Genomic DNA, 24,685 nt, shown 5'->3' with positions numbered 1-24,685 from the left:
TAATCAATAGGTTAATGAATTTTCCTAGATTCGCATGGAGGATAATCCCCCACATTTGGGGATTTTCACCCCAAAAACATAAATCCTTTATAAACAACAAGATACGAATATTTATCGATGTAAATCATGAGGATTCCATCAGCCGGAAACTCAACGAAACCCGGGTGCCATGGCCTTCACTGCTGCTGAGCCGGACGCTGCCACCGAAGCGTTCCATGATGCGTTTCACCAACACCAGGCCCACACCCAACCCACCCTGCTTGGTGGTGAAGAAAGGCCGGAAGGCCATGCGCTGCTGCTCTTCGTTCATGCCTTTGCCGTTGTCGGACAGGCGCAGGGTCAAGTTACGCCGGTCATGGCGCACCACCTCGACACGCAACCGGCCACCCTGCTCCATCGACTCCAGGGCGTTGGCGATCAGGCTGCTGAAAATCTGCCGCAGTAACACCGGGTGCCCCAGCACCTGCACCGCCGGTAGCGGTTGCAGGTCCAGGCTCACGCCGCCACGCGCCAGCAGAACCGCGTAGGTCTGCAGGCTTTCCTGCAATGCCAGCGGCAAATCCACCGCCACTGCCTCATCGTTGAGCGGGCGCAATGACTGCAACATCTGGCGGATCCACTGCGACATGCGGTCGACCTGGCTGATGATGTCGTTGACATTGCGCTGCGCCGGGCCGTCGTCGAACGCCTGGGCCAGCTCGGCACTGGAACGGATGCTGGCCAGCGGGTTGCGCAGGCTGTGGGCGACCGCCGAGGACACCTCGCCCAGTGCCACGTAGGTTTCGTTGCTGATCAGCCGCTTCTGCTGCACCGACAGCAGGCGCGCGGCGCGGTGCATGATGCCGTACAGGCCGACGTAGACCAGCCCGGCACCGACGGTGATCGCCAGCCAGATCAGGATCAAGCCATGCTCGATGCGCACGATCAGGTCATGGGGCTCCTTGTAGATCTCGACCATCGCCGTGACCTGCTCGCCATCGGCATCGAACAGCGGGATGTAGTTCTCGATGAACAACTGCTCGGGTGGGATGACGAACTTCTGCTCGGCGCGGGCCTGTTCGAAGTTGTGGTAGCTGGCCGAGACTCGCATCTTGTACTCGAAGGCCTTCTCCAGGTCCTGGTCGCCTTCGATCAGCTTGCCGACCAGCGCCGGGTTGCTGGACCAGACCACCGTACGGTCCGGGGCATAGATGTTGGCCAGCAGCATGTCGGGCAGGTGGGCGATGTGGTCGAGGAACTCGCCACGCGCCCTGCGCCGGGCGTCCGGGTCGACATCGAGCAGGTTGGCGCGGTCGATGCGCGGGTCGAGCAGTTCACCCATGGTGCGCACATTGGGGATCGACACATGGCGCACTTCGGCATCGGCGATGGAGGTAATGAATTGCGCGGTGAGCAAGGCATCGCGCTCGATGCTCTCGTCAATGATGAAACGGCTGGAAATCAACCCCAGCCCGACCGCTACCGAGAGGATGATGGCCAGGCTGACCCAGGCGTACCAGCGCAGCAGGTTGAACGGCTTGCGTGGGGTGGCCAGTTCGTTACCGGCGGGTACTTCAATAGCGTCGGAACGAGGGGCGATGTCCATGGCGGACTCCACAACTGGGCACCTTCAGAAGGTTATAGCCCAGAGTTGGGGAAAACATCGGGTCAGCTTGGTGGCATCCGCCGAAGGGTATTGTTTCTGTCCTTGCCGAGTGGCGCTCGCGCTGAAAAAAATCCAGATGCCGCGCGGCCCCTGTGGGAGCGGGCGTGTCGAGGCGTCGAACCGCCGCGAACACCGGCGGAGCCGGTGCCAGGCACCGCGTTGGATTCTTCGCGGGCACGCCCGCTCCCACACGGTACGCGGATCGCTTGCGCACTGAGTTCTCTGCGCGACAGCGCAGCACAAAGGGCTGGGCCATCTCCCACAGGGAAAATTGCAAAGGCTAATCACCCGTCAACCCCTGCAACCGGCGGTACTCCCGCAGCACATTCGGTACATAGCGCCGGGTCTCGGCAAACGGCGGTACCGCACCACGGCGCAGCACAGCTTCGGGGCCGGCGTTGTAGGCCGCCACGGCCAGAGTGATGTCATTGTCGAACAAGTTGAGCATGCGCTTGAGGTAGCGGGCCCCGCCCTGCACGTTGTCTTCCGGGTCCAGGCGGTTTTCCACGCCCATCTCGCGGGCGGTATCCGGCATCAGTTGCATCAGCCCCACGGCGCCCGCCGGTGAACGGGCCTTGGGGTTGTAGCCGGACTCGGCCTTGATCACCGCATGCAGCAACGCCGGGGGGACGTCGTGGGTACGCGCCGCGGCGGCGACCAGCTTGGCGTAGGGGCGGCCGGTGATGAGCTGCGCGTGGGCCGGGCCGGCCTGGGCCTTCGGCTCGCTGATCACCGTTTCATAGAGGCGCCCGGGTCGATGGACGTTGGTCAGTATGTAGCTGCCTTTGGCGTCGATGGAAATGTACACATCGGCCTGGGCAGCACCTGCCACCAGCCAGATCAAACCGAGAATGAGTCCACGCATGTCGGTCGCCTCTTCGTGGTACCCCCAAATTTGGGGGATATACCCCGGAAAACCCGAGGTCGATGACCACGACGCAAGCACTGTGCCGCTTTGCATACCGCATGGTGCAAGGCGCCAGCGCAGGCGTGCACGGCTGTTGCATGGAGCCTGCAAAAGCTTGTCCCCATGCAGCGGAGGGCTTCACCATGCAGCGCAGAACCAACCCTCAACGTGGCTTCACCCTGCTTGAACTCCTGGTGGTGCTGGTGGTGCTCGGCCTGTTGGCCGGTATCGTCGCGCCCAAGTACTTCAGCCAGCTCGGCCGCTCCGAGGCCAAGGTGGCGCGGGCGCAGATAGAGGGGCTGAGCAAGGCCCTGGACCTGTACCGCCTCGAAGTCGGCCACTACCCCAGCAGTGAGCAAGGCCTGCAGGCCCTGGTGATCGCCCCCAGTGGCGAAGCGCGCTGGACCGGCCCGTACCTGCAGAAGGCCGTGCCGCAAGACCCCTGGGGCCGCCCGTACATCTACCGGCAACCTGGCGAGAACGGCGGCGAGTACGACCTGCTGTCGATGGGCAAGGACGGCCAGCCCGGTGGCGACGGGGAAAACGCCGAAATCACCAGTTGGCAGTAGGGAGAACGGCCATGCGCTACAGCCTCAAGGCCCTGGGCAGGCAGGGTGTGGTGCAGTTGCAGATCGACGCCGAGGACGCCGACCAGGCCCGCCGCCAGGCCGAGGACCAGGGCCTGCGCGTGCTCAGCCTGCGTGGCCACGGCGGCGCCTTGCGCGGCATGGCCTGGCGCCGCGAAGCAAGCTTTGACCTGGTGCTGTTCAGCCAGGAACTTTCAACCCTGCTCAACGCCGGCCTGCCGCTTATCGACGCGCTGGAGAGCCTGGCGGAAAAGGCCCCTGCAGCGGCAACGCGCAAAGTGCTCGCCGAACTGGTCCGCCAACTGTACGAAGGCCGCTCGCTGTCTCAGGCCCTGGGCCAGCAGCCACGGGTATTCCCGCCGCTGTACGTGGCGCTGGTGCAATCCAGCGAGCGTACCGGCGCGCTGGGCGACGCCCTCGCCCGCTACATCAGCTACCGCCAGCGCCTGGACCTGGTACGGCAGAAGCTGGTGGGCGCCTCGGTGTACCCGTTGCTGCTATTGCTGGTGGGCGGTGGCGTGGTGCTGTTCCTGCTTGGCTACGTGGTGCCGCGTTTCAGCCAGGTATTCGAGGGCATGGGCACCGAGTTGCCCTGGCTGTCTCGGCTGCTGATGCAGATCGGCCTGTTCCTGCATGCCCAGCAACTGCCACTGGCGTTGGGCACCCTCGGCGTGGTCATGGCGCTGTGGCTGCTGCGCCGCCAGCCAGGGGTGCGGCGCTGGGCAGCCTGCCAGCTGCGGCGCCTGCCGGCACTGCACCAACGCCTGATGATGTACGAACTGGCGCGCTTCTACCGCTCGCTGGGCATCCTGCTGCAAGGCGGTATCCCCATCCTCACCGCCATGGGCATGGCCCGCGGCCTGCTCGGCAGCGCGGCGGCCCAGGGCCTGGAGCACGCCAGCCAGCGGGTCGGCGAAGGGCTGCCGTTGTCCGACGCGCTGGAGGCCGGGCAACTGGTCACGCCGGTATCGCTGCGCCTGCTACGGGCCGGCGAGCAGTCCGGCAACCTGGGCGAGATGCTGGAGCGCTGCGCCGACTTCCATGACCAGGAAATCGGCCGCTGGGTGGAATGGTTCGTCAAGCTGTTCGAACCACTGCTGATGACCTTCATCGGCCTGCTGATCGGCCTGATCGTGATCCTGATGTACATGCCGATCTTCGAACTGGCCTCGAGCATTCACTGAATGGCCAGGCCCAGGCTTTCACGCAGGGTGGTGCCCTCGTAGGCGGTGCGGTATACCCCGCGTTCCTGCAGCAGCGGCACCACTTGCTCGGTAAAGCGGCGGAACTGCCCGGGGTGGCCGATATAGATGTTGAAACCATCCAGGGCCCGCGCCTCGAACCACTCGGCCATTCTGGCCGCTACCGTTGCCGGCGAACCGACGAAGGCCCCCGGCCGCAACTGGCGGCCGAACTCCACCGCCTGGCGCAAGCTCAAGCCCTGCTCCCGCGCCTGGTCGGCAATGCGCCTTGCGTTGGTGAAGAAGCTGCTGCGCGCGTGCTCCAGGCTTTCTTGCGGGAATGGCGCATCGAGGTCGTACTTGCTGAAGTCGTGCCAGCCGAAGTTGCGCCCGAACTCCTTGAGCGCCAGCTCGAAGCTGTGGTCCTGCTGGTGGTAATGGCGCTCGATCTCGCGGGCGTGTTCATCGGTGTCGCCGACATAGATCTCGGCCCCGGGCAATACCAGCAGCTGCTCGGGGTCACGCCCCAGCCGCGCGGCGCGGCCCTTCACATCACGGTAGAACGCCTGGCCCTGCTCGATGCTGGCGGCGTGGGTGAAGATCACATCCGCCGTGGCAGCCCCAAGGTCACGCCCCTGCTGCGAATCGCCGGCCTGGAAGATGACCGGCTGGCCCTGTGGCGAGCGCTGGATGTTCAACGGCCCCACCACCGAGAAGTGCTCGCCCTTGTGGTTCAGGGCATGCATCCGGCTGGGGTCGAGGAACTGCCCGGTGGCCCGGTTGCGCGGGAAGGCGCCGTCTTCATAGGAGCGCCACAGGCCCTGCACCACCGCGACGTGCTCCTGGGCGCGGGCATAGCGGGTGTCGTAGTCGTAGTGCTCGTCACGGCCATAGTTGCCGGCGGTGCCGGCGTCGCCACTGGTGACCACGTTCCAGCCGGCGCGGCCCTTGCTGATCAGATCCAGCGAGGCAAGGCGGCGGGCGACGTTGAAGGGTTCGTTGTAGGAAGTGGTCAGGGTGCCGACCAGGCCGATGTGGCGTGTGCTTACCGCCAGCGCCGAAAGCAGGGTCAGCGGCTCCAGGCGGTTGAGGTAATGGGACGGCGAGCCGGGGGTGATGTACTGGCTGTCGACGATGAACATCAGGTCGAACAACGCCGCCTCGGCCTGGCGGGCGATGTCGATGTACCAGTCGATATTGACGCTGGCGTCGGCAGGCAGCTCCGGGTCGAGCCACAGGTTGTGCCGACCAGGGCCGCCGCAGCCCATGGTCAGGGCACCAAGCTTGATCTTGCGGGTCATGGGAAATCCTCAGTAAAGATGTCGCCAGTACCGGCCTCTTCGCGGGCACGCCCGCTCCCACAGGCAACTCATGCAGTCCCTGTGGGAGCGGGCATGCCCGCGAAAGGGCCGGTACAGGAGTACTCAGTGCTCGAACGCCGCCGCGAACGAGGTATCGAACAGGCTGGCCGCCGGGTAGGCCTTGATCAGCCCCAGCCCGGCAAAGAAGTCCACGGTCTTCTGCGCCTCCACGATCACCTGCGGGTTCAGCGCCGCCACATCGGTACGCGCCCTGGCAAACCAGGCCCGGGCGATGTCGCGGTCGGCACGGGTGCGCTTGGCCCAGGCATCGGCATACGCCTCGGTGTGGGCGGGGTCGCTCAGGGTCCAGTCACGGGCCTTCTTCAGGCGCTGGAGAAAATCACTGATCTGCGCCCGCTTGGCCTCCACCGCCTTGGCATTGGCCACCACGAAACTCTGTGCCGGGATCAGCCCTTCGGCCGTGGCCAGCACCCGGGCGCCTTGGCGCTCCTGCTGGGTGACATAGGGTTCCCAGGTGGCGATCACGTCCACCGAACCACCATCCAGGGCATGCGACGCATCCAGGGCGCTGAGGTAGCGCAGCTCCAGGGCGTCACGCGGCACCGCAGCCTTGTCCAGCGCACTGAACAACAGCTGCTGGCTCCAGGAACCCTTCCAGATTGCCGCGCGCTTGCCACGCAGGTCTTCGAGGCGGTGAATGTTCGAGTCCTTGCGTGCCAGGATGGCCACGCCCTCCAGGTTCTGCCGGCTGACCGCAATCACCTTGATCGGCGCACCCAGCGCACCGAGGAACAACGGCGGCGCATCGCCCAGCAGGCCGATGTCCAGGCTGCCCACGTTCAGCGCCTCGGCCACCGGCGAGCCGGCGGTGAACTGCTTCCATTCCAGGGTATAGGGCAGGTCGTCGAGCACGCCGGCCGCTTCCATCACGGCGCGGGCATTGAAGCTCTGGTCGCCAACCACCAGGGTTTGCGCGGCGGCCGCCAGGCTGAGGGAGCTGGCCAGCACACCGGCGGCCAATTGCTTGAGGTATCGCACGTTCGTCTCCAGGTACCGTCGAGGTACATAAGGCCGATCCGCGCGTGCGGTCTCGTGGGGTAATCGCGGGGCTTGCTGTTCGTTGCGCCCATTTCAAAACAGATCAGCCAAGCTGTAAATGCATTTTTTGCATATTAGCTTATGAATATTTTTACTTTTAAGAATACTCACCGCATTTGCTAGGGTTTAACCAAACCGTCAGCCGAGCCTGAACCATGAGCCAACCCCTGCGCCTCGAGCGCCTGCGTCACTTCATCGGCGCACTTTCGCAACTGCTGGACCGGGAAACCGACGAAGCTACCCTCCTCGACCAGGGCCAGGGCCTGCTGCACAGCCTGGTCGCCCATGACGACTGGCTGCCCGAGGCGCTGGCGCAGCCGGACCCGGCCCGTTACCAGCAATACCTGCTGCATTGCGATTCGCGCCAGCGCTTTTCCATCGTCAGTTTCGTCTGGGGGCCAGGCCAGCAGACGCCGATCCACGACCACCGGGTGTGGGGCCTGATCGGCATGTTGCGTGGCGCCGAATACTCGCAAGGCTTTGTCCGTAGCGAGCACGGTACGTTGCTGCCGGCAGGCGAGCCGGTGCGCATCGACCCCGGCCACGTGGAGGCCGTATCGCCGCGCATCGGTGATATCCACCAGGTCAGCAACGCCTTCGCCGACGAGGTGTCGATCAGCATTCACGTGTATGGTGCCAACATCGGCGCCGTCAGCCGTGCCGTGTACCTGCCCGACGGCAGCGAGAAACCGTTCATTTCCGGCTATTCCAACACCCTTCTGCCCAATATCTGGGACCTGTCCAAAGAGAACCCTGCCCCATGAGTACCGTAGCCACCCGCGCCTTCCACGACATTCGTCGGGCATTGCTGGCCCATGAAGAACTGGCGCTGATCGATGTACGCGAGGAAGACCCGTTCGCCCAGGCACACCCGTTGTTCGCCGCCAACATTCCGTTGTCGAAGCTGGAGCTGGAGGTGTTTGCCCGGGTCCCCAGGCGCGACACCGCCATCACCCTGTATGACGACGGCGAAGGCCTGGCGGCCCAGGCCGGCCAGCGTCTGACGGCACTGGGCTACAGCGATGTGGCGCTGCTCGAAGGTGGCCTGGCCGGCTGGCGCGCAGCAGGTGGCGAACTGTTCCGCGACGTCAACGTGCCGAGCAAGGCCTTTGGCGAACTGGTGGAAAGCGTGCGCCACACCCCATCGCTGGCAGCCGAACAGGTGCAAGCGCTGCTGGATGCCAAGGCCGATGTGGTGGTGCTCGATGCCCGCCGCTTCGACGAATACCAGACCATGAGCATCCCGGGTGGCATCAGCGTCCCAGGTGCCGAACTGGTGCTGCGGGTTGCCGAGCTGGCGCCCGACCCTGCCACCCAAGTGATCGTCAATTGCGCCGGGCGCACCCGCAGCATCATCGGCACCCAGTCGCTGGTCAACGCCGGCATCCCCAACCCGGTGGCCGCGCTGCGCAACGGCACCATTGGCTGGACCCTGGCCGGGCAAACCCTGGCCCACGGCCAGCAACGGCGCTTCGCCGAGGTTACCGACAGCACCCGTGCCGATGCCGCACAGCGCGCGTGCAGCGTGGCCGACCGTGCTGGCGTGGCCCGCCTGGAGCCCGAAGGCCTGGCCGCCTGGCAGGCTGATACCAGCCGCACCACCTACCTGTTCGACGTGCGCACGCCCGAGGAATACGCCCAGGGCCACCTGCCGGCCAGCCGCAGCGTGCCGGGCGGGCAGCTGGTGCAGGAAACCGACCATGTCGCCAGCGTACGCGGGGCGCGCATCGTGCTGGTGGACGATGACGGCGTGCGGGCCAACATGAGCGCTGCGTGGCTGGCGCAGATGGGCTGGCAGGTGGCAGTGCTGGACGGTTTGTCAGCGGCAGACTTCAGTGCAGCCGGCGAGTGGCAGGCGCCGCAGCCGGCGTTGCCGGCGGTGACCGAAATCGGTGTCGAGCAGCTGGAGGACTGGCTGCAAGCGCCAGGCACCGTGCTGCTGGACTTCACCAGCAGTGCCAACTATGTGAAACGGCACATTCCAGGCGCCTGCTGGGCGATCCGCTCGCAGTTGCCACAGGTGCTGGAGCGCTTGCCGGTAGCCGAGCGCTATGTGCTGACCTGCGGCAGCAGCCAGCTGGCGCGCTTTGCGGCGCTGGACTTGCAGACACTGACGCAAACCCCGGTGTACGTGCTGGACGGCGGAACGGCGCGCTGGATTGCGGCGGGCAAGGCGCTGGAGAGCGGCGAAACGCGCTTGGCCGTGGCGCGTACCGACCGTTATCGCCGACCTTATGAAGGGACGGACAACCCGCACGAGGCGATGCAGGGGTATCTGGACTGGGAGTTCGGCTTGATTGCCCAACTGGAGCGCGATGGCACCCATGGGTTCCGCGTATCGAGCTGACATTGCCGGGTTAGCAAATGGGGCCGCTTTGCGGCCCTTCGCGGGCATGCCCGCTCCCACAGGGACCTCGCATTTTCCAAATCCAGCGCCGTACCTGTAGGAGCGGGCAAGCCCGCGAACACCGGCAAAGCCGGTGCCATACCTATACCCACTACAACAAGATCATGCCGCAAATCGATGAACGACCCACACATATCATTCATCGTGATAATAACCTTCGCCCCGTTCGATTCGTGCATCACGCGCAAGACACTCACACTCCGCCCACTACTAATACATTGGCGGAGTTCTCCATGGAACAATCACTCAAACCCTTGCGCTTCCCCCTCGCTGCCCTGGCAGTGGTGGTGATCAGCGCTTGCGGTCGAACCCCCGACGCCGTGCAGGCTCCCGCCGCGCCGAAGGTCAGTGTGGCCAAGGTGATCGAGCAACCGATCAACGAATGGGACGAGTTCACCGGCCGCCTCGAAGCCCCGGAAACCGTCGAGGTTCGCCCACGGGTCTCCGGCCAGATCGACCTGGTGGCCTTCACTGAAGGCGCCCAGGTCAAGAAAGGCGACCTGCTGTTCCAGATTGACCCACGCCCGTTCCAGGCAGACGTCCGCCGCCTCGAAGCCCAGCTACAGCAAGCCAAGGCCACCGCCATCCGCAGCGCCAACGAAGCCCGCCGTGGCGAACGCCTGCGTGACAGCAACGCCATTTCCGCAGAGCTGGCCGAATCGCGTAGCAGCGCCGCCGCCGAAGCCCGCGCCGGGGTCGACGCGATCCAGGCCCAGCTCGACCTGGCACGCCTGAACCTCAGCTTCACCCGTGTCACCGCGCCCATCAGCGGCCGCGTCAGCCGCGCCCAGTTCACCGCCGGCAACATCGTTACCGCCGATGTCACCCCGCTGACCAGCGTAGTCTCCACCGACAAGGTCTACGCCTACTTCGACGCCGACGAGCGCGTGTACCTCAAGTACACCCAGCTGGCCCGCGAAGGCCAGCGCGGCCAGAGCACCCCGGTGTACCTGGGCTTGACCAACGAAACCGGCAACCCGCACCTGGGCCAGATGAACTTCGTCGACAACCAGGTCAACCCGCGCACCGGCACCATCCGTGGCCGTGCGGTGTTCGACAACAGCGACGGCCAGTTCACCCCAGGCCTGTATGCACGCCTGAAGCTGGTGGGCAGCGCCCAGTACCAGGCCGTGCTGATCAACGACGAAGCCGTGGGCACCGACCTTGGCAAGAAGTTCGTGCTGGTCATGGACAAGGACAACAAGGCCGCCTACCGCGCCGTGGAGCTGGGGCCGAAGCTGGAAGGCCTGCGCATCGTGCGCAGCGGCCTGGGCAAGGACGACCGCATCGTGGTCAAGGGCCTGCAGCGCGTACGCCCTGGCTCACCGGTCACCCCGGAAGAGACACCGATGGCCAGCGAACAGACCCTCGCCGCCCTCGCCCAGCAGCGCCAGGCCCTGGAGGCCAGCAACCCGGCGCCGAAGGTGGCGGGCAACAACGTGAAAGTCGCCAGCGCCCAGGCGCCACGCGGTTAAGGGACCACACCGATGAACTTCTCGAAATTCTTCATTACCCGGCCAATCTTCGCCGCGGTGCTGTCGCTGGTGCTGCTGATCGCGGGTTCGATCTCGCTGTTCCAGCTGCCGATCAGCGAATACCCCGAAGTGGTGCCGCCCACCGTGGTGGTGCGCGCCAACTTCCCCGGCGCCAACCCCAAGGTCATCGGCGAAACCGTCGCCGCGCCACTGGAGCAGGCGATTACCGGCGTGGAGAACATGCTGTACATGTCCTCCCAGTCCACCGCTGACGGCAAGCTGACGCTGACCATCACCTTCGCCCTGGGCACCGACCTGGACAACGCCCAGGTGCAGGTGCAGAACCGCGTCACCCGTACCCAGCCCAAGCTGCCAGAGGAAGTGACCCGCATCGGTATCACCGTCGACAAGGCCTCGCCCGACCTGACCATGGTCGTGCACCTGACCTCGCCGGACAACCGCTACGACATGCTCTACCTGTCCAACTACGCCATCCTCAACATCAAGGACGAGCTGGCGCGCCTGGGCGGCGTGGGCGATGTGCAGCTGTTCGGCATGGGCGACTACTCGCTGCGCGTGTGGCTGGACCCGAACAAGACCGCTTCGCGCAACCTCACCGCCAGTGATGTGGTGGCTGCGATCCGCGAACAGAACCGCCAGGTGGCCGCCGGCCAGCTGGGCGCACCACCCGCCCCGGGTTCGACCAGCTTCCAGCTGTCGATCAACACCCAGGGTCGTCTGGTCAATGAGGAAGAGTTCGAGAACATCATCATCCGCGCCGGTGCTGATGGCGAAATCACCCGCCTGAAGGACATCGCCCGGGTCGAACTCGGCTCCAGCCAGTACGCCCTGCGTTCGCTGCTGAACAACCAGCCGGCGGTGGCCATCCCGATCTTCCAGCGTCCAGGCTCCAACGCCATCGAGATCTCCGACGAAGTGCGGGCGAAGATGGCCGAGCTGAAGAAGGACTTCCCCGAGGGCATGGACTACAGCATCGTCTATGACCCGACCGTGTTCGTCCGTGGTTCCATCGAAGCCGTGGTGCACACCCTGTTCGAAGCGCTGGTGCTGGTGGTGCTGGTCGTCATCCTGTTCCTGCAGACCTGGCGTGCCTCGATCATCCCGCTGATGGCCGTGCCGGTATCGCTGATCGGTACCTTTGCCGTGATGCACCTGTTCGGCTTCTCGCTCAACGCGCTGTCATTGTTCGGCCTGGTCCTGGCCATTGGTATCGTGGTGGACGACGCCATCGTCGTGGTGGAAAACGTCGAACGCAACATCGGCCTGGGCCTGAAACCGCTGGAGGCCACGCAAAAGGCCATGGGCGAAGTGACCGGGCCGATCATCGCCACCGCCCTGGTGCTGTGCGCCGTGTTCGTGCCTGCCGCGTTCATTTCCGGCCTGACCGGGCAGTTCTACAAGCAGTTCGCCCTGACCATCGCCATTTCCACGGTGATCTCGGCATTCAACTCGCTGACCCTGTCGCCGGCCCTGGCTGCCGTGCTGCTGAAGGACCACCATGCGCCCAAGGACCGTTTCTCGCGGTTCCTGGAAAAACTGCTGGGCAGCTGGCTGTTCGCCCCGTTCAACCGCTTCTTCGACCGTGCTTCCAACCGCTACGTCGGCGGCGTGCGTCGGGTCATCCGCTCCAGCGGCATCGCCCTGTTCGTGTATGCCGGCCTGATGGGCCTGACCTACCTGGGCTTCTCGTCCACCCCGACCGGTTTCGTACCGGCCCAGGACAAGCAGTACCTGGTGGCGTTCGCCCAGTTGCCTGACGCGGCCAGCCTCGACCGCACCGAAGCGGTGATCAAGCGCATGAGCGAAATCGCCCTGAAGCAGCCTGGCGTGGCCGACTCGGTAGCCTTCCCAGGCCTGTCGATCAACGGTTTCACCAACAGCCCGAACAGCGGCATCGTGTTCACCCCGCTCAAGCCGTTCGACGAGCGCAAGGACCCGAGCCAGTCGGCGGCGGCCATCGCTGCTGCGCTGAATGCCCAGTTCGCCGACATCCAGGACGCCTACATCGCGATCTTCCCGCCACCGCCGGTACAAGGCCTGGGCACCATCGGCGGCTTCCGCCTGCAGATCGAAGACCGTGGCAACCTGGGCTACGAGGCGCTGTACAAGGAAACCCAGAACATCATCGCCAAGAGCCACAACGTGCCGGAACTGGCGGGCCTGTTCACCAGCTACCAGGTCAACGTGCCGCAGGTCGATGCCGCCATCGACCGGGAAAAGGCCAAGACCCACGGCGTGGCGATCACCGATATCTTCGACACCCTGCAGGTCTACCTGGGCTCGCTGTACACCAACGACTTCAACCGCTTTGGCCGTACCTACCAGGTCAACGTCCAGGCCGAACAGCAGTTCCGCCTCGATGCCGAGCAGATCGGCCAACTGAAGGTGCGCAACAACCTCGGCGAGATGATCCCGCTGGCGACCTTCCTCAAGGTCAGCGACACCTCCGGGCCTGACCGGGTGATGCACTACAACGGTTTCATCACCGCCGAGATCAACGGCGCCGCGGCACCAGGCTACAGCTCCGGCCAGGCCGAAGCTGCAATCGAGAAGCTGCTGAAAGAGGAACTGCCCAACGGCATGACCTTCGAGTGGACCGACCTGACCTACCAGCAGATCCTCTCGGGCAACACTGCGCTGTTCGTGTTCCCGCTGTGCGTACTGCTGGCATTCCTGGTGCTTGCCGCCCAGTACGAAAGCTGGAGCCTGCCGCTGGCGGTGATCCTGATCGTGCCGATGACCCTGCTGTCGGCCATCACCGGGGTGATCGTGTCGGGTGGTGACAACAACATCTTCACCCAGATCGGCCTGATCGTACTGGTGGGCCTGGCGTGCAAGAACGCGATCCTGATCGTCGAGTTCGCCAAGGACGAACAGGCCAAGGGGCTCGACCCGCTGGCAGCGGTACTGGAAGCCTGCCGCCTGCGCCTGCGGCCGATCCTGATGACCTCGATCGCCTTCATCATGGGTGTGGTTCCACTGGTGTTCAGCTCCGGTGCAGGTTCTGAAATGCGCCATGCCATGGGTGTGGCGGTGTTCTCGGGGATGATCGGCGTGACCGTGTTCGGCTTGTTCCTGACCCCGGTGTTCTTCTTCCTGATTCGCCGTTTCGTCGAGCGTCGCCAGGCCCGCAAGGCCGAACGCGCCCACTCGCTGGAGAGCCATGCATGAACCTGCTCAAACCCTTGACCCCGAGCCTGCTGGCGCTGGCCCTGGCGGCCTGCGCGGTAGGCCCGGACTACCAGGCGCCGGCCACCGAGCCCGCGCAGCTGGCCAGCGATGTACAGGCCAAGGCCTACGACCGTAGCCGTTTCGAAAGCCTGTGGTGGAAGCAGTTCGACGACCCGGTGCTGAACCAGCTGGTGCAGGCATCGCTGGATGGCAACCGTGACCTGCGCGTGGCCTTCGCCCGCCTGAAGTCGGCCCGTTCGATCCGTGAAGACGCCGAGAACGATCAGTTCCCGGTGGTCACCAGCCGCGCCAGCAGCGACCTCGGCAAGGGCCAGATCCCCGGCCAGACCACGCAACGGGTGAACAGCGAGCGCTACGACCTGGGCCTGGACATGGCCTGGGAGCTTGACCTGTTCGGCCGCATCCAGCGCCAGATCGAAGCCAGCGAAGCCCAGGAAGCGGTAGCCGCGGCCGACCTGCAGCAGTTGCAGGTCAGCCTGATCGCCGAGCTGGTCGATGCCTACGGCCAGCTGCGCGGCGCGCAGTTGCGCGAGAAGATCGCCCTGGCCAACCTCAAGACCCAGCAGGAATCGCGGGCCATCACCGAAACCCTGCGCGATGCCGGCGTGGGCAACGACCTTGACGTGGTACGGGCCGACGCGCGCCTGGCCGGGGTCGAAGCCACCGTGCCGCAACTGCAGGCTGAACAGGCGCGGGCCCGGCATCGCATCGCCACCCTGCTCGGCCAGCGCCCCGAGGCGCTCAGTGTCGACCTGTCGCCCAAGGCCCTGCCGGCCATCGCCAAGGCGCTACCGGTGGGTGACCCGGGAGAACTGCTGCGCCGCCGCCCGGACATCCGCAGCGCCGAACGCCAGCTGGCGGCTGCCACCGCCAACGTCGGCGTGGCCACGGCCGACCTGTTCCCCCGCGTCAGCCTCAGCGGCTTCCTCGGCTTTACTGCTGCCCGTGGCTCGCAGATCGGCTCCTCGGCAGCCAATGCCTGGGCGCTGGGCCCGAGCATCACCTGGGCGGCCTTCGACCTGGGCAGCGTGCGCGCCCGCCTGCGCGGTGCCAAGGCCGATGCCGAAGGGGCACTGGCCAACTATGAACAGCAGGTGTTGCTGGCCCTGGAAGAATCGGCCAACGCCTTCAGCGACTACGACAAGACCCAGCAGCGGCTGCTGTCGCTGATGCGCCAGAGCGATGCCAGCCGCAAGGCGGCGGAACTGGCCTCGATTCGTTATCGCGAGGGTACGGTGGACTACCTGGTGCTGCTCGATGCCGAGCGTGAGCGGCTGAGCGCCGAAGATGCACAAGCCCAGGGCGAGGTCGAGCTGTACCGCGGCATCGTCTCCATCTACAAGGCCCTGGGCGGCGGCTGGCAACCGGAGACTGTAGCCAGCGCGCGCTGATACACCCGTTTCAACGACTCCTTTGGTTGGCTCCTCCCCCAACCGTTTGCCCTGCAGGCCTTGGTCTGCGGGGCTTTTTTATGCTGATTGAGGGTGTGTGCAGGGTGCATGCCTCTGAATCTTCAGCGCCTATGAGACCGAGCGCCGCCCGCGCGGCGCATCGCCGGCAAGCCAGCTCCCACAGGTACTCCACCGCTTTTGTGACCTGTGGTTCACCTGTGGAAGCTTGCTTGTGCATGCCTTGAAGTTGGTGCGGACCATGTAGGAGCTGGCTTGCTGGCGATCGAGGGCAAAGCCCTCGCCTAGGTTCTAGAGCTGTAAGACATTTCCGAACCAGAAACCAAATGCTTCAGTTCGAAGGCCCTGTCGAATTATCCTACAGCACCTGTCGGAAGGTGCTGTCTTGGCTGGGAAGCACACCAGGTTTAATGTCCTCGGCTCGCCTTTTCAGGTGATTTGCCTCACTTCTGTTGCCCATTCCTTTCTGTTTTAGTCGGTGTCGATAATGGACATTTACAGGCTTGATGTTATATCGGTATCGATATAATTTGTGTGCAGGCTCCTGGAATCTGTGCATTGCCATGTACGCCAGAAAGGTGCAGCGGCATGACCAAACACACGGGTGAGGCATGAGGCGCAAGCGCAGCTGGCGATTGGAGCGATGGCGAAGGGGTATGCGGCATGTGGGACGGTCAGAAGCCTATCGAATGGGTAGGCGGCAGCAAGGATGATGTGCGCAGGTTTCCACCAGTGGCGAGGCAGCGGGCTGGGTATCAGCTGGACTTGATCCAGTCCGGTGAAGAACCTACCGACTGGAAGTCGATGGAGAATGTGGGGCGGGGTGTGCGGGAGATCCGCATCAAGTGTAAAGACGGTGCTTTTCGCGTGTTCTATGTTGTGAACCGCCCGGAAGCTGCATGCATTCCGCAAGACAACTGAAAAGACGGATAAGCGCGATATTGATGTGGCGAAAGCCCGTTTCAAGTCGCTGGACTGAGAGGTGATCAACAATGGCGAATGAACGCTCGGCATCTGTATGGGACGCGTTGGCTGATACGCCAGAAGAGGCCGACAACCTTCGGCTGCGCTCGCAGTTGATGCGGATTTTGGTCAAGACGGTGCGTGCCTGGGATCTACCTCAGAAGGATGCGGCGCGTCGGCTACATGTCACTCAACCGCGCTTGAGTGAGCTGTTGAATGGGAAGATTGACAAGTTTTCCCTGGATGCCTTGGTAAATCTGCTGGCCAATGCCGATCTGGAAGTGGATTTCACGGTGAAGGAAAAGCTCGCCTGAATCGGTGGCTGGACCATGAGGGCCAGGCCTTGCCGTTTTCAACCCGCACCGAACTGAGGCGTCGTAAGACATTTCCGAACCTGAAACCAAGCGCTACCTTCGATATCGTGTCGTACAAACAAGGGGTCGCGCGCGCCAGGCACAGAAGAGACTGGCCCGAAACAGATGTGGGAGCTGGCTTGCCGGCGATGCGCCGCGCGGGCGGCGATCGGTCTCACAGGCGCAGAAAATGTCGAGACAGGCACCTGGTTGCATTTACCCCCCAGCTAGCCCAAGCTCTGCCCTTCCCGCCGCCACGGATCGTCCGATGCCCAGACGCAACCGCTACCTGATCGCCCTGCTGCTGTTGATCCTGGTATCGGCCCTGTTCGGCTACCTGTGGCGCGACACTCCGCCAGCCCCGCCAACCCTGCCCGCGCACAGCTACGCCAAGGCCCTGCGCCAGGCCCATGAGGGCCAACCCGGCGCTGCACGGGTGCTGTACCAACAATTGCAGCGCACCGATCTGCCGCCCATCCGCCGAGCGGCCTTGTATGCCGAGCTGCCCAACTACCCCTCGCCCCTGGCCCTGAAACTCGCCCGCCAGGACCTGGAACATGCCGACCCGCTGGTGCGCCGTGCAGCCATTGCCGGCATCCGCCGCCTGCTGCCAGCGGCGCAGCGCAGCCTGGTACTCGGCCCGCTGTTGGATGACGACGAGCAAAGCGTACGCTTTGCCGCGGTAGATGCCCTGCTCGGCCTTGCCCCGGATGACATCGGCCTGTATTTCGGCCCGCTGCAGGTCGCCCTGGAGCAATACCAGCAGGCCCTGGAGCAACAACCCGAAGACGCAGACGCCCAGGTCCACCTGGCGCGCCTGTACCTGCACGAAAACGACTACACCCTGGCCGCCACAGCCCTGCAACGGGCCCTGACGGTAGCGCCAGGCAACCTCGACGCACTGGCGACCCAGGTACGCCTGCTGGAACGCCAGGGCCATCACGACGCCTCGCGTCAGGTACTGGGCAAAGCCCTGGCGCTGAGCCCCGACTCAGCCTTTCTGCAGTACGAACTGGGGCTCTGGCTGAACCGTCACGAGCAGCGCGAATACGCCTTGCTGGCCTTGTCCCGCGCGGTCGAGCTGGACCCGGACAACGCCGACTACCGCTATACACTGGCGGTCACCCTGCATGAACTGGAACAACTCGACGCCGCGCAAAAGCAACTGGAAACCGTGCTCAGCCGCCAGCCGGCCAATCGCCGGGCACGGGTGTTGCTGATCCAGTACTGGAAGGAAACCGGCCAGTTGCAGAACGTGCAGGTACTGCTGGCCGAACTGGAGCGGCAGAACCCGGACGACCCCGTGCTGCAACAGGGCCTGTAGGCAACGTCCGAAAATTTGTTGAACCCTGGGGCTGTGCCCAAGGTCCAGTGGATATCAGACCACCCTGCAGGAGAGTCGTTTTGGCCAGTTCGTTGGCGCTGGACGAACGTGCAGTGATCCTGGCGCCCCCGCCAATAGCCGCGGATACCGCTCGCCTGCTCGCTTCTGCGGGCATCGACAGCCTGTGCGCGGTCGACCTGGCCAACCTGCAAGCCTGCCTGGCCGAAGGCGCGGGCCTGGCGATCATTGCCGAGCAAGTGTTCAAACAGGGCCCAAGCGCGTTGCTGCAGGCATTTATCGACCAGCAACCGTGCTGGTCGGACCTGCCCATCGTGCTGCTCGGTCAAGGGAGCCAAGCGGCCGAGGGCTCGACCAACCACCCGGTGGGCAACCTTGTCCTGCTGGCCACACCGTTCGAAAACGCCCAGCTGCTGCACACGACCCAGTCCGCCCTTCGCAACCGGCGCCGGCAGTACCTGGCGCGCGACCAGCTGCATGACCTGCAGCAACGCCTTGACGCCCAGGCCACGCCTTCCGGCGAAGACCAGCAGCGCAGCGAGTTCGCCCGCCACCAGACGCGCAAGATGGAGGCCATCGGCCAACTGGCCGGGGGGGTCGCCCATGACTTCAACAACCTGCTCACCAGCATTGGCGGCAGCTTCGAGCTGATCGACCGGCGCTTGCGCCAGGGCCGCAGCGATGGCCTGGACAACGTGCTGCGCATGGGCCGCGAGGCGGTGTCACGCGCCGCCCGCCTGACCCACCGCCTGCTGGCTTTCTCTTCCCGGCAATCGCTGCACAGCCAGCAGGTCGACCTGCACGACCTGCTCCAGGCCAAGCGCCTGAAGGCTTGCCTGAGCCCGGCCGTGAACCTGCACGTGCAAATCGCCAAGGACCTGTGGTCGGTCGAAGCCGATGACCAGCAGTTGCAGGAAGCCCTCGACAACGTGCTGCTCAATGCCTGCGAAGCCATGCCCAGTGGCGGCCAGCTGCGCATCGAGGCAAGTAACCAGCACATCGGCGCCGGGCAATTCCCCGGCGGTGCCCTGTGCGCCGGCGACTATGTACGCCTGCGAATTGTCGATGACGGCCAGGGCATGGCGCAAAGCACGCTGGAGCATGTCTTCGAGCCGTTCTTCAGCACCAAGGCGATCGGCCAGGGCATCGGCCTGGGCCTGTCGATGGTGTACGGCTTCAGCAAGCAATCCCACGGCCATGTCACCCTGCACAGCCAGATCGGCCAAGGCACCCGGGTGGACCTGTACCTGCCGCGCCATGTCGACCAGGACCAGGCACCGGTCAACCCCGTGCAGCCCGTGCGAGGCTACCAGGGCCATCACGTGCTGGTGGTCGAGGACGACCCGCATGTACGCCAATTGCTATGCCAGGCCCTGCGCGAGGATGGCTTCGCCTGCCACAGTGCCGCCGACGCCAACGAGGGCCTGAAGGTTCTGCGTTCGACACAACCGGTGGATCTGCTGGTCAGCGATGTCGGCTTGCCCGGCATGAATGGCCGCCAGTTGGCCGAGATTGCACGCAACCTGCGGCCACGCTTGCCAGTACTGTTCATCACCGGCTATGCGGAAACGGCCATGGCCCGCGAGGGTTTCCTGGAGGCGGGCATGCACCTGATCTGCAAGCCCTTCGAGCTGAAGCAACTGCAGGCCCAGGTGACCCAGATACTGGGCAAGCCCTGAACCGCTTCACTCCTCCAGCATGCGTAGCGCCTCATCCACCAGGTCCGCCAGCGCGAACGGCTTGTTCATCAATGCCGTGCCCGGCTGCTCGAGCAACTGCGCTTCGATCGGCTGACCCGCATAGCCGGTGATGAACAGGATCTTCTGCAACGGCAGCTGCATGCGCATGGCCTTGGCCACCTGGCGGCCACTGAAACCACCTGGCAAGCCGATGTCGGTGATGACCAGGTCGAACGGGCCGTCATGGCGGAAGCGCTCCAGCGCACTATTGGCGTCGCCCACATCAATGACCTCGAAACCACGCTCGGTCAGGTACTCGCGCATCACCGCACGCAAACCGAGCTCGTCATCGACCAGCAACAGGCGCTGCCCCCCGGCCATGCGTTGCGAGCGCTGCACCGGCGCGGGCGCCTCGGGCACCGGGTCATGGCACCTTGGGAAAAGCATGCAGACCTTGGTGCCCTGGTTCGGCTCCGACTCGATCCAGGCGTAGCCCCCCGACTGGCCGACAAACCCATACACCATCGACAAGCCAAGCCCTGAGCCACGCCCGACCGGCTTGGTGGTGAAGAACGGTTCAAAGGCCCTGGCAATGTCCACCGCCGGCATGCCGCGGCCATCATCCTCCACATGCAAGGCAACGTAGTCGCCTGGCGGCAGGCCGCCCTCGTCCGGGAAACACGTCGTCAGCCGCTGGTTGACACTGCGCAGCGTGACATTGCCGCGATCCAGGCACGCTTCGCGGGCGTTGGTGCAAAGATTGATCAAGGCATTTTCAAGCTGGGAAACATCAAGGTTCACCGCCCACGGCGTGACATCCAGCTGCCAGTGCAAACGCATCTCGGCGCCCAGCGTGCTGCGCAGCAGTGGTTCGCTCAAGCGCAATTGCCGGTTGAAATCCAGCGGCCTGGGCGCCAAAGGTTGATGACGGGAAAACGCCAGCAAGCGATGGGTCAGCTCCATGGCACGCTGCACCGAATCACGCGCCACCTCGACATAGGTCTCCACGCGCTCCAGCCGTCCTTCCTGCAGACGCCGTTGCAGCAACTCCAGGCTGCCGCCGATGCCGGACAACAAGTTGTTCAGTTCATGGCCCATGCCCCCGGCCAACTGGCCAACCACTTCCAGGCGTTCGTTGTTGCGCATCAGGGCTTCGGATTGACGCGCGGCCTCCTCACGCTCCTCGGTGATGTCCCGGCCAACGGCAGTCAGCAGGCTGCCATCGAACCGCGCACTCCAGCGAAAACAGTGGTAATGGCCATCGCAGTGACGCAGGCGCGTCTCTATCTGCTCGGCATTGTGGTATTGCAGGCACCCGGAAACGGCCACCTCAACCTCGGCGCGATCAGCCGGATGTACCAGGTCCAATACCGGAACACCCTGTACCTGCTCCTCGGCCCAGCCCAGAATGCGGTACCAGGCGGGGTTGGCGGCATGCACCTTCAGCTCGGGCGTAACCGTCATCATCGCATCACGCGACAACTGCCAGAACTGCTCACGCTCCACCAGGTGTCGCTCGACCTGCTGCTCGAAGCCTTGCGCCTGCTCGCGCCAGTGGCTGTGCGCCTCAACGCTGGCCGTGGTCTCGATCACCGCGTGCAGAAAACCTGCCACGTTGCCCAGTTCATCGCGCAACGGTGTGTAGCCGAACGCATACCACAACGGCTCCCCGCCTTCGCCGCAGCCAACAGGCAGTGGTGGGTCCTCGACAAAACTCGAGTGCCCTTCGAGCGCCTTGAACACCCACGGCCCCATCGCCGGCCATACATCGCTCCAAAGCGCATCGAAGGCCATGCCCAATGCATCCGGGGCAACCGGTCGCAACGCCCGGTAGCCAGCATTGTGGACAACGTTGAGGTCTGGCCCCCAGACCACGGCACACGGGAACGGTGACAAGTGCATCATGTCGACGGCAATGCGCAACGAGGCCGGCCAGCGCGGCAGCGGCCCGAGCGATGTGCGCCCCCAGTCGAACTGTGCAATCCGTTCGCCCATGGGGTCGATCGGTGCCAGCACAGGCGCCTGCAGAATGACCGGCGACGCAGGCTCGCGCGGCGTACCATTTTCGACCACTATCGTGACTCCAGCATGGTTCAGGAAAAGTACGGGCGCCCCGTGAATGTGGTTCACGGTAGCACAACACACGCCACGCAATATGGCGTACTTGCACCTGAGAGCTATGCTCATTAGGTTTTCCCTCGGGCCAGGGAGCAACGGCCCATTCAGGTTGCCGACGGGAGCGTGCTCATGAGCAAGAAAATGCTGGTGGTGCTGACCAATACAGCCAAGTATCCGACCCTCAAGCGGGCGACCGGGTTGTGGCTGGGGGAAGCCGTGCACTTTGTCGAAAAAGTCGAGAAAGCCGGTTATACGGTCGATTATGTCAGCCCGCTGGGCGGCTACGTACCCGTCGACCCGCATAGCCTGCAAATGGCCCCCGACCTGGACTGGCAGTGGTATGACGACAAGCGCTTCATGACCCGCCTGGGCAACACCTTGAGCCCTGGCCAGATAAAGGCAGAAGAGTACCGCGTCATCTATTACACCGGCGGGCACGGGGTGATGTATGACTTTCCCGACAACCAGCCGCTGCAAGACCTGGCACGCCGGGTCTACGAGAACAAGGGCATAGTCGCAGCGGTCTGCCATGGCGTTGTCGGGCTGCTGAACATCAAGCTCAGCGACAACAGCCTGTTGCTCAAGGACCGTCAGGTGACCGGCTTCTCCAATACCGAGGAGAAACTGGTCGAACTGGACAAGGTGGTCCCCTTCCTGACGGAAAACGAGCTGGGCGCGCGCGGCGGCAACTACATCAAGCATGATGACCCGTGGCAGCCGTTCGTCGTGTCCGATGATCGTCTGATCACCGGGCAGAACCCGGCCTCCACGGCACTACTGGCCGAAAAAGTGCTCGCTAAGCTGAAGTAAAGCCGACAACGAGGTTCTGCTTTTCTGTAAAACTGCAACACTTTTGGCCTACAGCCGGGGGCGTCATCAAGCACATAGGATCAGCGCTGACCTGTTCAACCCGAACAGCAAGGTTCAACGGAGCGGCGGTCCTATGGCAGCAATACCGAGTGTCGGCATCAACTGGCGGAAACTACTGCTGATATTGTCCATCGGCGCAATACCGGTGCTATCCGGGTTACTGATGATGAACTATCAGTTGGAAAGAAAACTTGAGGAGAATGCCAAGGTTTCTGTTCAAGAGGCGGTTTTCAGCATCGACCAGGCATTGGGCCGCATGGAAGCCGATCTGGACATGATCCTGCCATTGGCAGGCAAGCCCTGTGACGAAGTGCTCGGTACGCTGGAGCAGAGAGTCGCCAACAGCCCACATCTTCGCTCATTGATACTCACCCGCGACCAACAAGCCTATTGTGCGACGGACATGGACCCGTTGGCATATATCTCGGCTTTTTCCCTGTCCGGACGGCAGACGGAGCTGGCATTCGACGCGCCATCGTCGCCTAACGCGGCGATCATCAAGATCCAGAGACCGCACAGCGACCCCGGGATAATCGCGACAGCATACGGTCGGCAGTTGCGTGACGAACTGCGTGCTTTCCAGGACGGCCTGACATTGCTTCTGGAGTTCAACGACCTGTATATCTGGAGCGAGGGAGACAGCCGCGACGCACGACGCCCCTCCCAGGCCGAATTCACCGAGCGAACGGTATCCCAGAAATATGGCTACATGGTGATCGGCGGCTATCCAAAAGGGTACGCCGCCCAGGAGTTTCGCCTATCCCTGCACCAGGTGCTGCCCTCGCTGGTACTGGTCGGGGTCGCCAGCATGTTCATCATGTACCTGGGCCTGACCATTTCGGGCAAGAAGAAGGGTTGATACCGCCGCCATCGAATCGTGACGGCGGTACTCTCGGGGATCAGTCGGTGCTCAGCACACCACGGCGTACCTGGTCGCGCTCGATGGATTCGAACAGGGCCTTGAAATTGCCCTCGCCAAAGCCATCATCACCCTTGCGCTGGATGAACTCGAAGAACACCGGGCCGAGCAGGGTCTCGGAGAAGATCTGCAGCAGCAGGCGCTTGTCGTCAGGCTGGGAGGCGCCATCGAGGAGGATACCGCGTGCTTTCAGCTGGTCGACCGGCTCGCCGTGACCTGGCAGGCGCTCTTCGAGCATCTCGTAATAGGTTTGCGGCGGTGCCGTCATGAAACGCATGCCGAAGCCCTTGAGGGCGTCCCAGGTCTTGAGCAGGTCATCGGTCAGGAAGGCGACGTGCTGGATGCCTTCGCCGTTGAACTGCATCAGGAACTCTTCGATCTGCCCGGAGCCCTTGGACGATTCTTCGTTCAGCGGGATACGGATCATGCCATCCGGTGCGGTCATGGCACGCGAAGTCAGGCCGGTGTACTCACCCTTGATGTCGAAGTAGCGGATTTCGCGGAAGTTGAACAGCTTCTCGTAGAAGCCGGCCCAGTACGACATGCGCCCGCGATAAACGTTGTGGGTGAGGTGGTCGATGATCTTGAGGCCGGCACCCACAGGGTTGCGGTCCACACCCTCGATGAACTTGAAGTCGATATCGTAGATCGAGCTGCCTTCCTCGAAACGGTCGATCAGGTACAGCGGCGCACCGCCAATACCCTTGATCGCCGGCAGGCGCAGCTCCATCGGCCCGGTTTCGATTTCCACCGGCTGGGCGCCCAGTTCCAGGGCGCGGGCATAGGCCTCGTGGGCGTTGCGCACGCGGAACGCCATGCCGCATACCGACGGGCCGTGTTCGGCGGCGAAGTACGAGGCGATGCTCTTGGGTTCGTTGTTCAGGATCAGGTTGATGTCACCCTGGCGATACAGGTGCACATCCTTGGAACGGTGGGTAGCCACCTTGGTGAAGCCCAGCATCTGGAATACCGGCTCGAGTACGCCAGGGGTAGGCGAAGCCAGTTCGATGAACTCGAAGCCCATCAGGCCCATTGGATTGTCGAAGATATCAGCCATGTTCGTGTCCTCATCTGCAGCGAAAAATTATTGATTGCGTGGGATGTGGCACGGAAACGGCGGTGAGCACGGGATACCCCGCACGCTGCGGGCGAGGAAGTCACCTATTATCAGCTTGAACCCATGGTATGTCATATGGA

At 63.8% G+C, this 24,685-nt stretch carries 18 protein-coding genes and 1 pseudogene; 13 read left to right on the top strand and 6 right to left on the bottom strand.

Going from position 1 to position 24,685, the window contains the following annotated elements:
- Positions 1-124 precede the first annotated feature (124 nt).
- Both B2790_RS15280 and B2790_RS15275 read right to left on the bottom strand, forming a co-directional pair.
- Entirely contained in the window at positions 125-1,585 is a 1,461-nt protein-coding gene (locus B2790_RS15280) for a sensor histidine kinase (protein ID WP_286919136.1), read from the bottom strand.
- A gap of 340 nt (positions 1,586-1,925) precedes the next feature.
- Positions 1,926-2,510: a lytic transglycosylase domain-containing protein gene (locus B2790_RS15275; protein WP_286919135.1), complete on the bottom strand. Its 585-nt coding sequence runs from the start codon at positions 2,508-2,510 to the stop codon at positions 1,926-1,928.
- Positions 2,511-2,695: 185 nt separating this feature from the next.
- Between B2790_RS15275 and gspG the strand changes: the two genes are divergently transcribed.
- On the top strand, positions 2,696-3,121 hold the full coding sequence (gene gspG, locus B2790_RS15270) for a type II secretion system major pseudopilin GspG (RefSeq protein WP_085588532.1): 426 nt from the start codon (positions 2,696-2,698) through the stop codon (positions 3,119-3,121).
- 11 nt (positions 3,122-3,132) lie between these two features.
- On the top strand, positions 3,133-4,323 hold the full coding sequence (locus B2790_RS15265) for a type II secretion system F family protein (protein ID WP_286919134.1): 1,191 nt from the start codon (positions 3,133-3,135) through the stop codon (positions 4,321-4,323).
- On the opposite strand, the gene B2790_RS15260 is transcribed toward B2790_RS15265, so the two are convergent.
- Both B2790_RS15260 and B2790_RS15255 read right to left on the bottom strand, forming a co-directional pair.
- Complete coding sequence (locus B2790_RS15260; protein ID WP_286919133.1) at positions 4,317-5,621, bottom strand: LLM class flavin-dependent oxidoreductase; 1,305 nt, start codon at positions 5,619-5,621, stop codon at positions 4,317-4,319. The genes B2790_RS15265 and B2790_RS15260 overlap by 7 nt on opposite strands.
- Before the next feature lie 123 nt (positions 5,622-5,744).
- Positions 5,745-6,680: an ABC transporter substrate-binding protein gene (locus tag B2790_RS15255; RefSeq protein WP_075045351.1), complete on the bottom strand. Its 936-nt coding sequence runs from the start codon at positions 6,678-6,680 to the stop codon at positions 5,745-5,747.
- Between the two features lie 215 nt (positions 6,681-6,895).
- On the opposite strand from B2790_RS15255, the gene B2790_RS15250 reads away from it, so the two are divergent.
- The 9 genes and pseudogenes from B2790_RS15250 to B2790_RS15210 all read left to right on the top strand — a co-directional run bounded on the left by B2790_RS15250 (position 6,896) and on the right by B2790_RS15210 (position 19,581).
- Positions 6,896-7,504 (top strand): cysteine dioxygenase, encoded by a 609-nt coding sequence (locus B2790_RS15250; protein ID WP_286919132.1) that lies wholly within the window; start codon positions 6,896-6,898, stop codon positions 7,502-7,504.
- Positions 7,501-9,087 carry a rhodanese-related sulfurtransferase gene (locus B2790_RS15245; protein WP_286919131.1) on the top strand — a complete coding sequence of 529 codons (1,587 nt, stop codon included), beginning with the start codon at positions 7,501-7,503 and terminating at the stop codon, positions 9,085-9,087. The genes B2790_RS15250 and B2790_RS15245 overlap by 4 nt, the downstream gene beginning before the upstream one ends.
- A gap of 293 nt (positions 9,088-9,380) precedes the next feature.
- The gene (gene mexE, locus B2790_RS15240) at positions 9,381-10,622 is read left to right on the top strand and encodes a multidrug efflux RND transporter periplasmic adaptor subunit MexE (protein ID WP_025339323.1); all 1,242 of its coding nucleotides are present in this window, start codon (positions 9,381-9,383) and stop codon (positions 10,620-10,622) included.
- A 12-nt stretch (positions 10,623-10,634) separates the two neighbouring features.
- Entirely contained in the window at positions 10,635-13,814 is a 3,180-nt protein-coding gene (locus B2790_RS15235) for an efflux RND transporter permease subunit (protein ID WP_025339324.1), read from the top strand.
- Positions 13,811-15,226 carry an efflux transporter outer membrane subunit gene (locus tag B2790_RS15230; RefSeq protein WP_025339325.1) on the top strand — a complete coding sequence of 472 codons (1,416 nt, stop codon included), beginning with the start codon at positions 13,811-13,813 and terminating at the stop codon, positions 15,224-15,226. Before B2790_RS15235 ends, B2790_RS15230 begins: the two co-directional genes overlap by 4 nt.
- A 681-nt stretch (positions 15,227-15,907) precedes the next feature.
- Positions 15,908-16,223, top strand: a pseudogene (locus B2790_RS15225) (type II toxin-antitoxin system RelE/ParE family toxin).
- A 13-nt stretch (positions 16,224-16,236) separates the two neighbouring features.
- Positions 16,237-16,521, top strand: coding sequence for a helix-turn-helix domain-containing protein (locus B2790_RS15220; protein WP_003260206.1), 285 nt, complete (start codon positions 16,237-16,239; stop codon positions 16,519-16,521).
- Between the two features lie 307 nt (positions 16,522-16,828).
- Entirely contained in the window at positions 16,829-17,884 is a 1,056-nt protein-coding gene (locus tag B2790_RS15215; RefSeq protein ID WP_286919130.1) for a tetratricopeptide repeat protein, read from the top strand.
- A gap of 80 nt (positions 17,885-17,964) precedes the next feature.
- On the top strand, positions 17,965-19,581 hold the full coding sequence (locus B2790_RS15210) for a response regulator (protein ID WP_286919129.1): 1,617 nt from the start codon (positions 17,965-17,967) through the stop codon (positions 19,579-19,581).
- 6 nt (positions 19,582-19,587) lie between these two features.
- On the opposite strand, the gene B2790_RS15205 is transcribed toward B2790_RS15210, so the two are convergent.
- Positions 19,588-21,654, bottom strand: a complete 2,067-nt coding sequence (locus B2790_RS15205; protein WP_274079194.1) for an ATP-binding protein — start codon at positions 21,652-21,654, stop codon at positions 19,588-19,590.
- Between the two features lie 174 nt (positions 21,655-21,828).
- Between B2790_RS15205 and B2790_RS15200 the strand changes: the two genes are divergently transcribed.
- On the top strand, positions 21,829-22,509 hold the full coding sequence (locus B2790_RS15200; RefSeq protein ID WP_286919128.1) for a type 1 glutamine amidotransferase domain-containing protein: 681 nt from the start codon (positions 21,829-21,831) through the stop codon (positions 22,507-22,509).
- Between the two features lie 133 nt (positions 22,510-22,642).
- Positions 22,643-23,428, top strand: a complete 786-nt coding sequence (locus tag B2790_RS15195; RefSeq protein WP_286919127.1) for a CSS-motif domain-containing protein — start codon at positions 22,643-22,645, stop codon at positions 23,426-23,428.
- 40 nt (positions 23,429-23,468) lie between these two features.
- Here the strand turns inward: B2790_RS15195 and hppD are convergent, their stop codons facing one another.
- Positions 23,469-24,545 (bottom strand): 4-hydroxyphenylpyruvate dioxygenase, encoded by a 1,077-nt coding sequence (gene hppD, locus B2790_RS15190; RefSeq protein WP_025339331.1) that lies wholly within the window; start codon positions 24,543-24,545, stop codon positions 23,469-23,471.
- Positions 24,546-24,685: the final 140 nt, after the last annotated feature.

The sequence above is a fragment of the Pseudomonas sp. UBA6753 genome (assembly GCF_002453565.1).
Classification (GTDB): Bacteria; Pseudomonadota; Gammaproteobacteria; order Pseudomonadales; family Pseudomonadaceae; genus Aquipseudomonas; species Aquipseudomonas putida_Z.
This window is presented reverse-complemented; position numbering and strand designations above follow the sequence as displayed.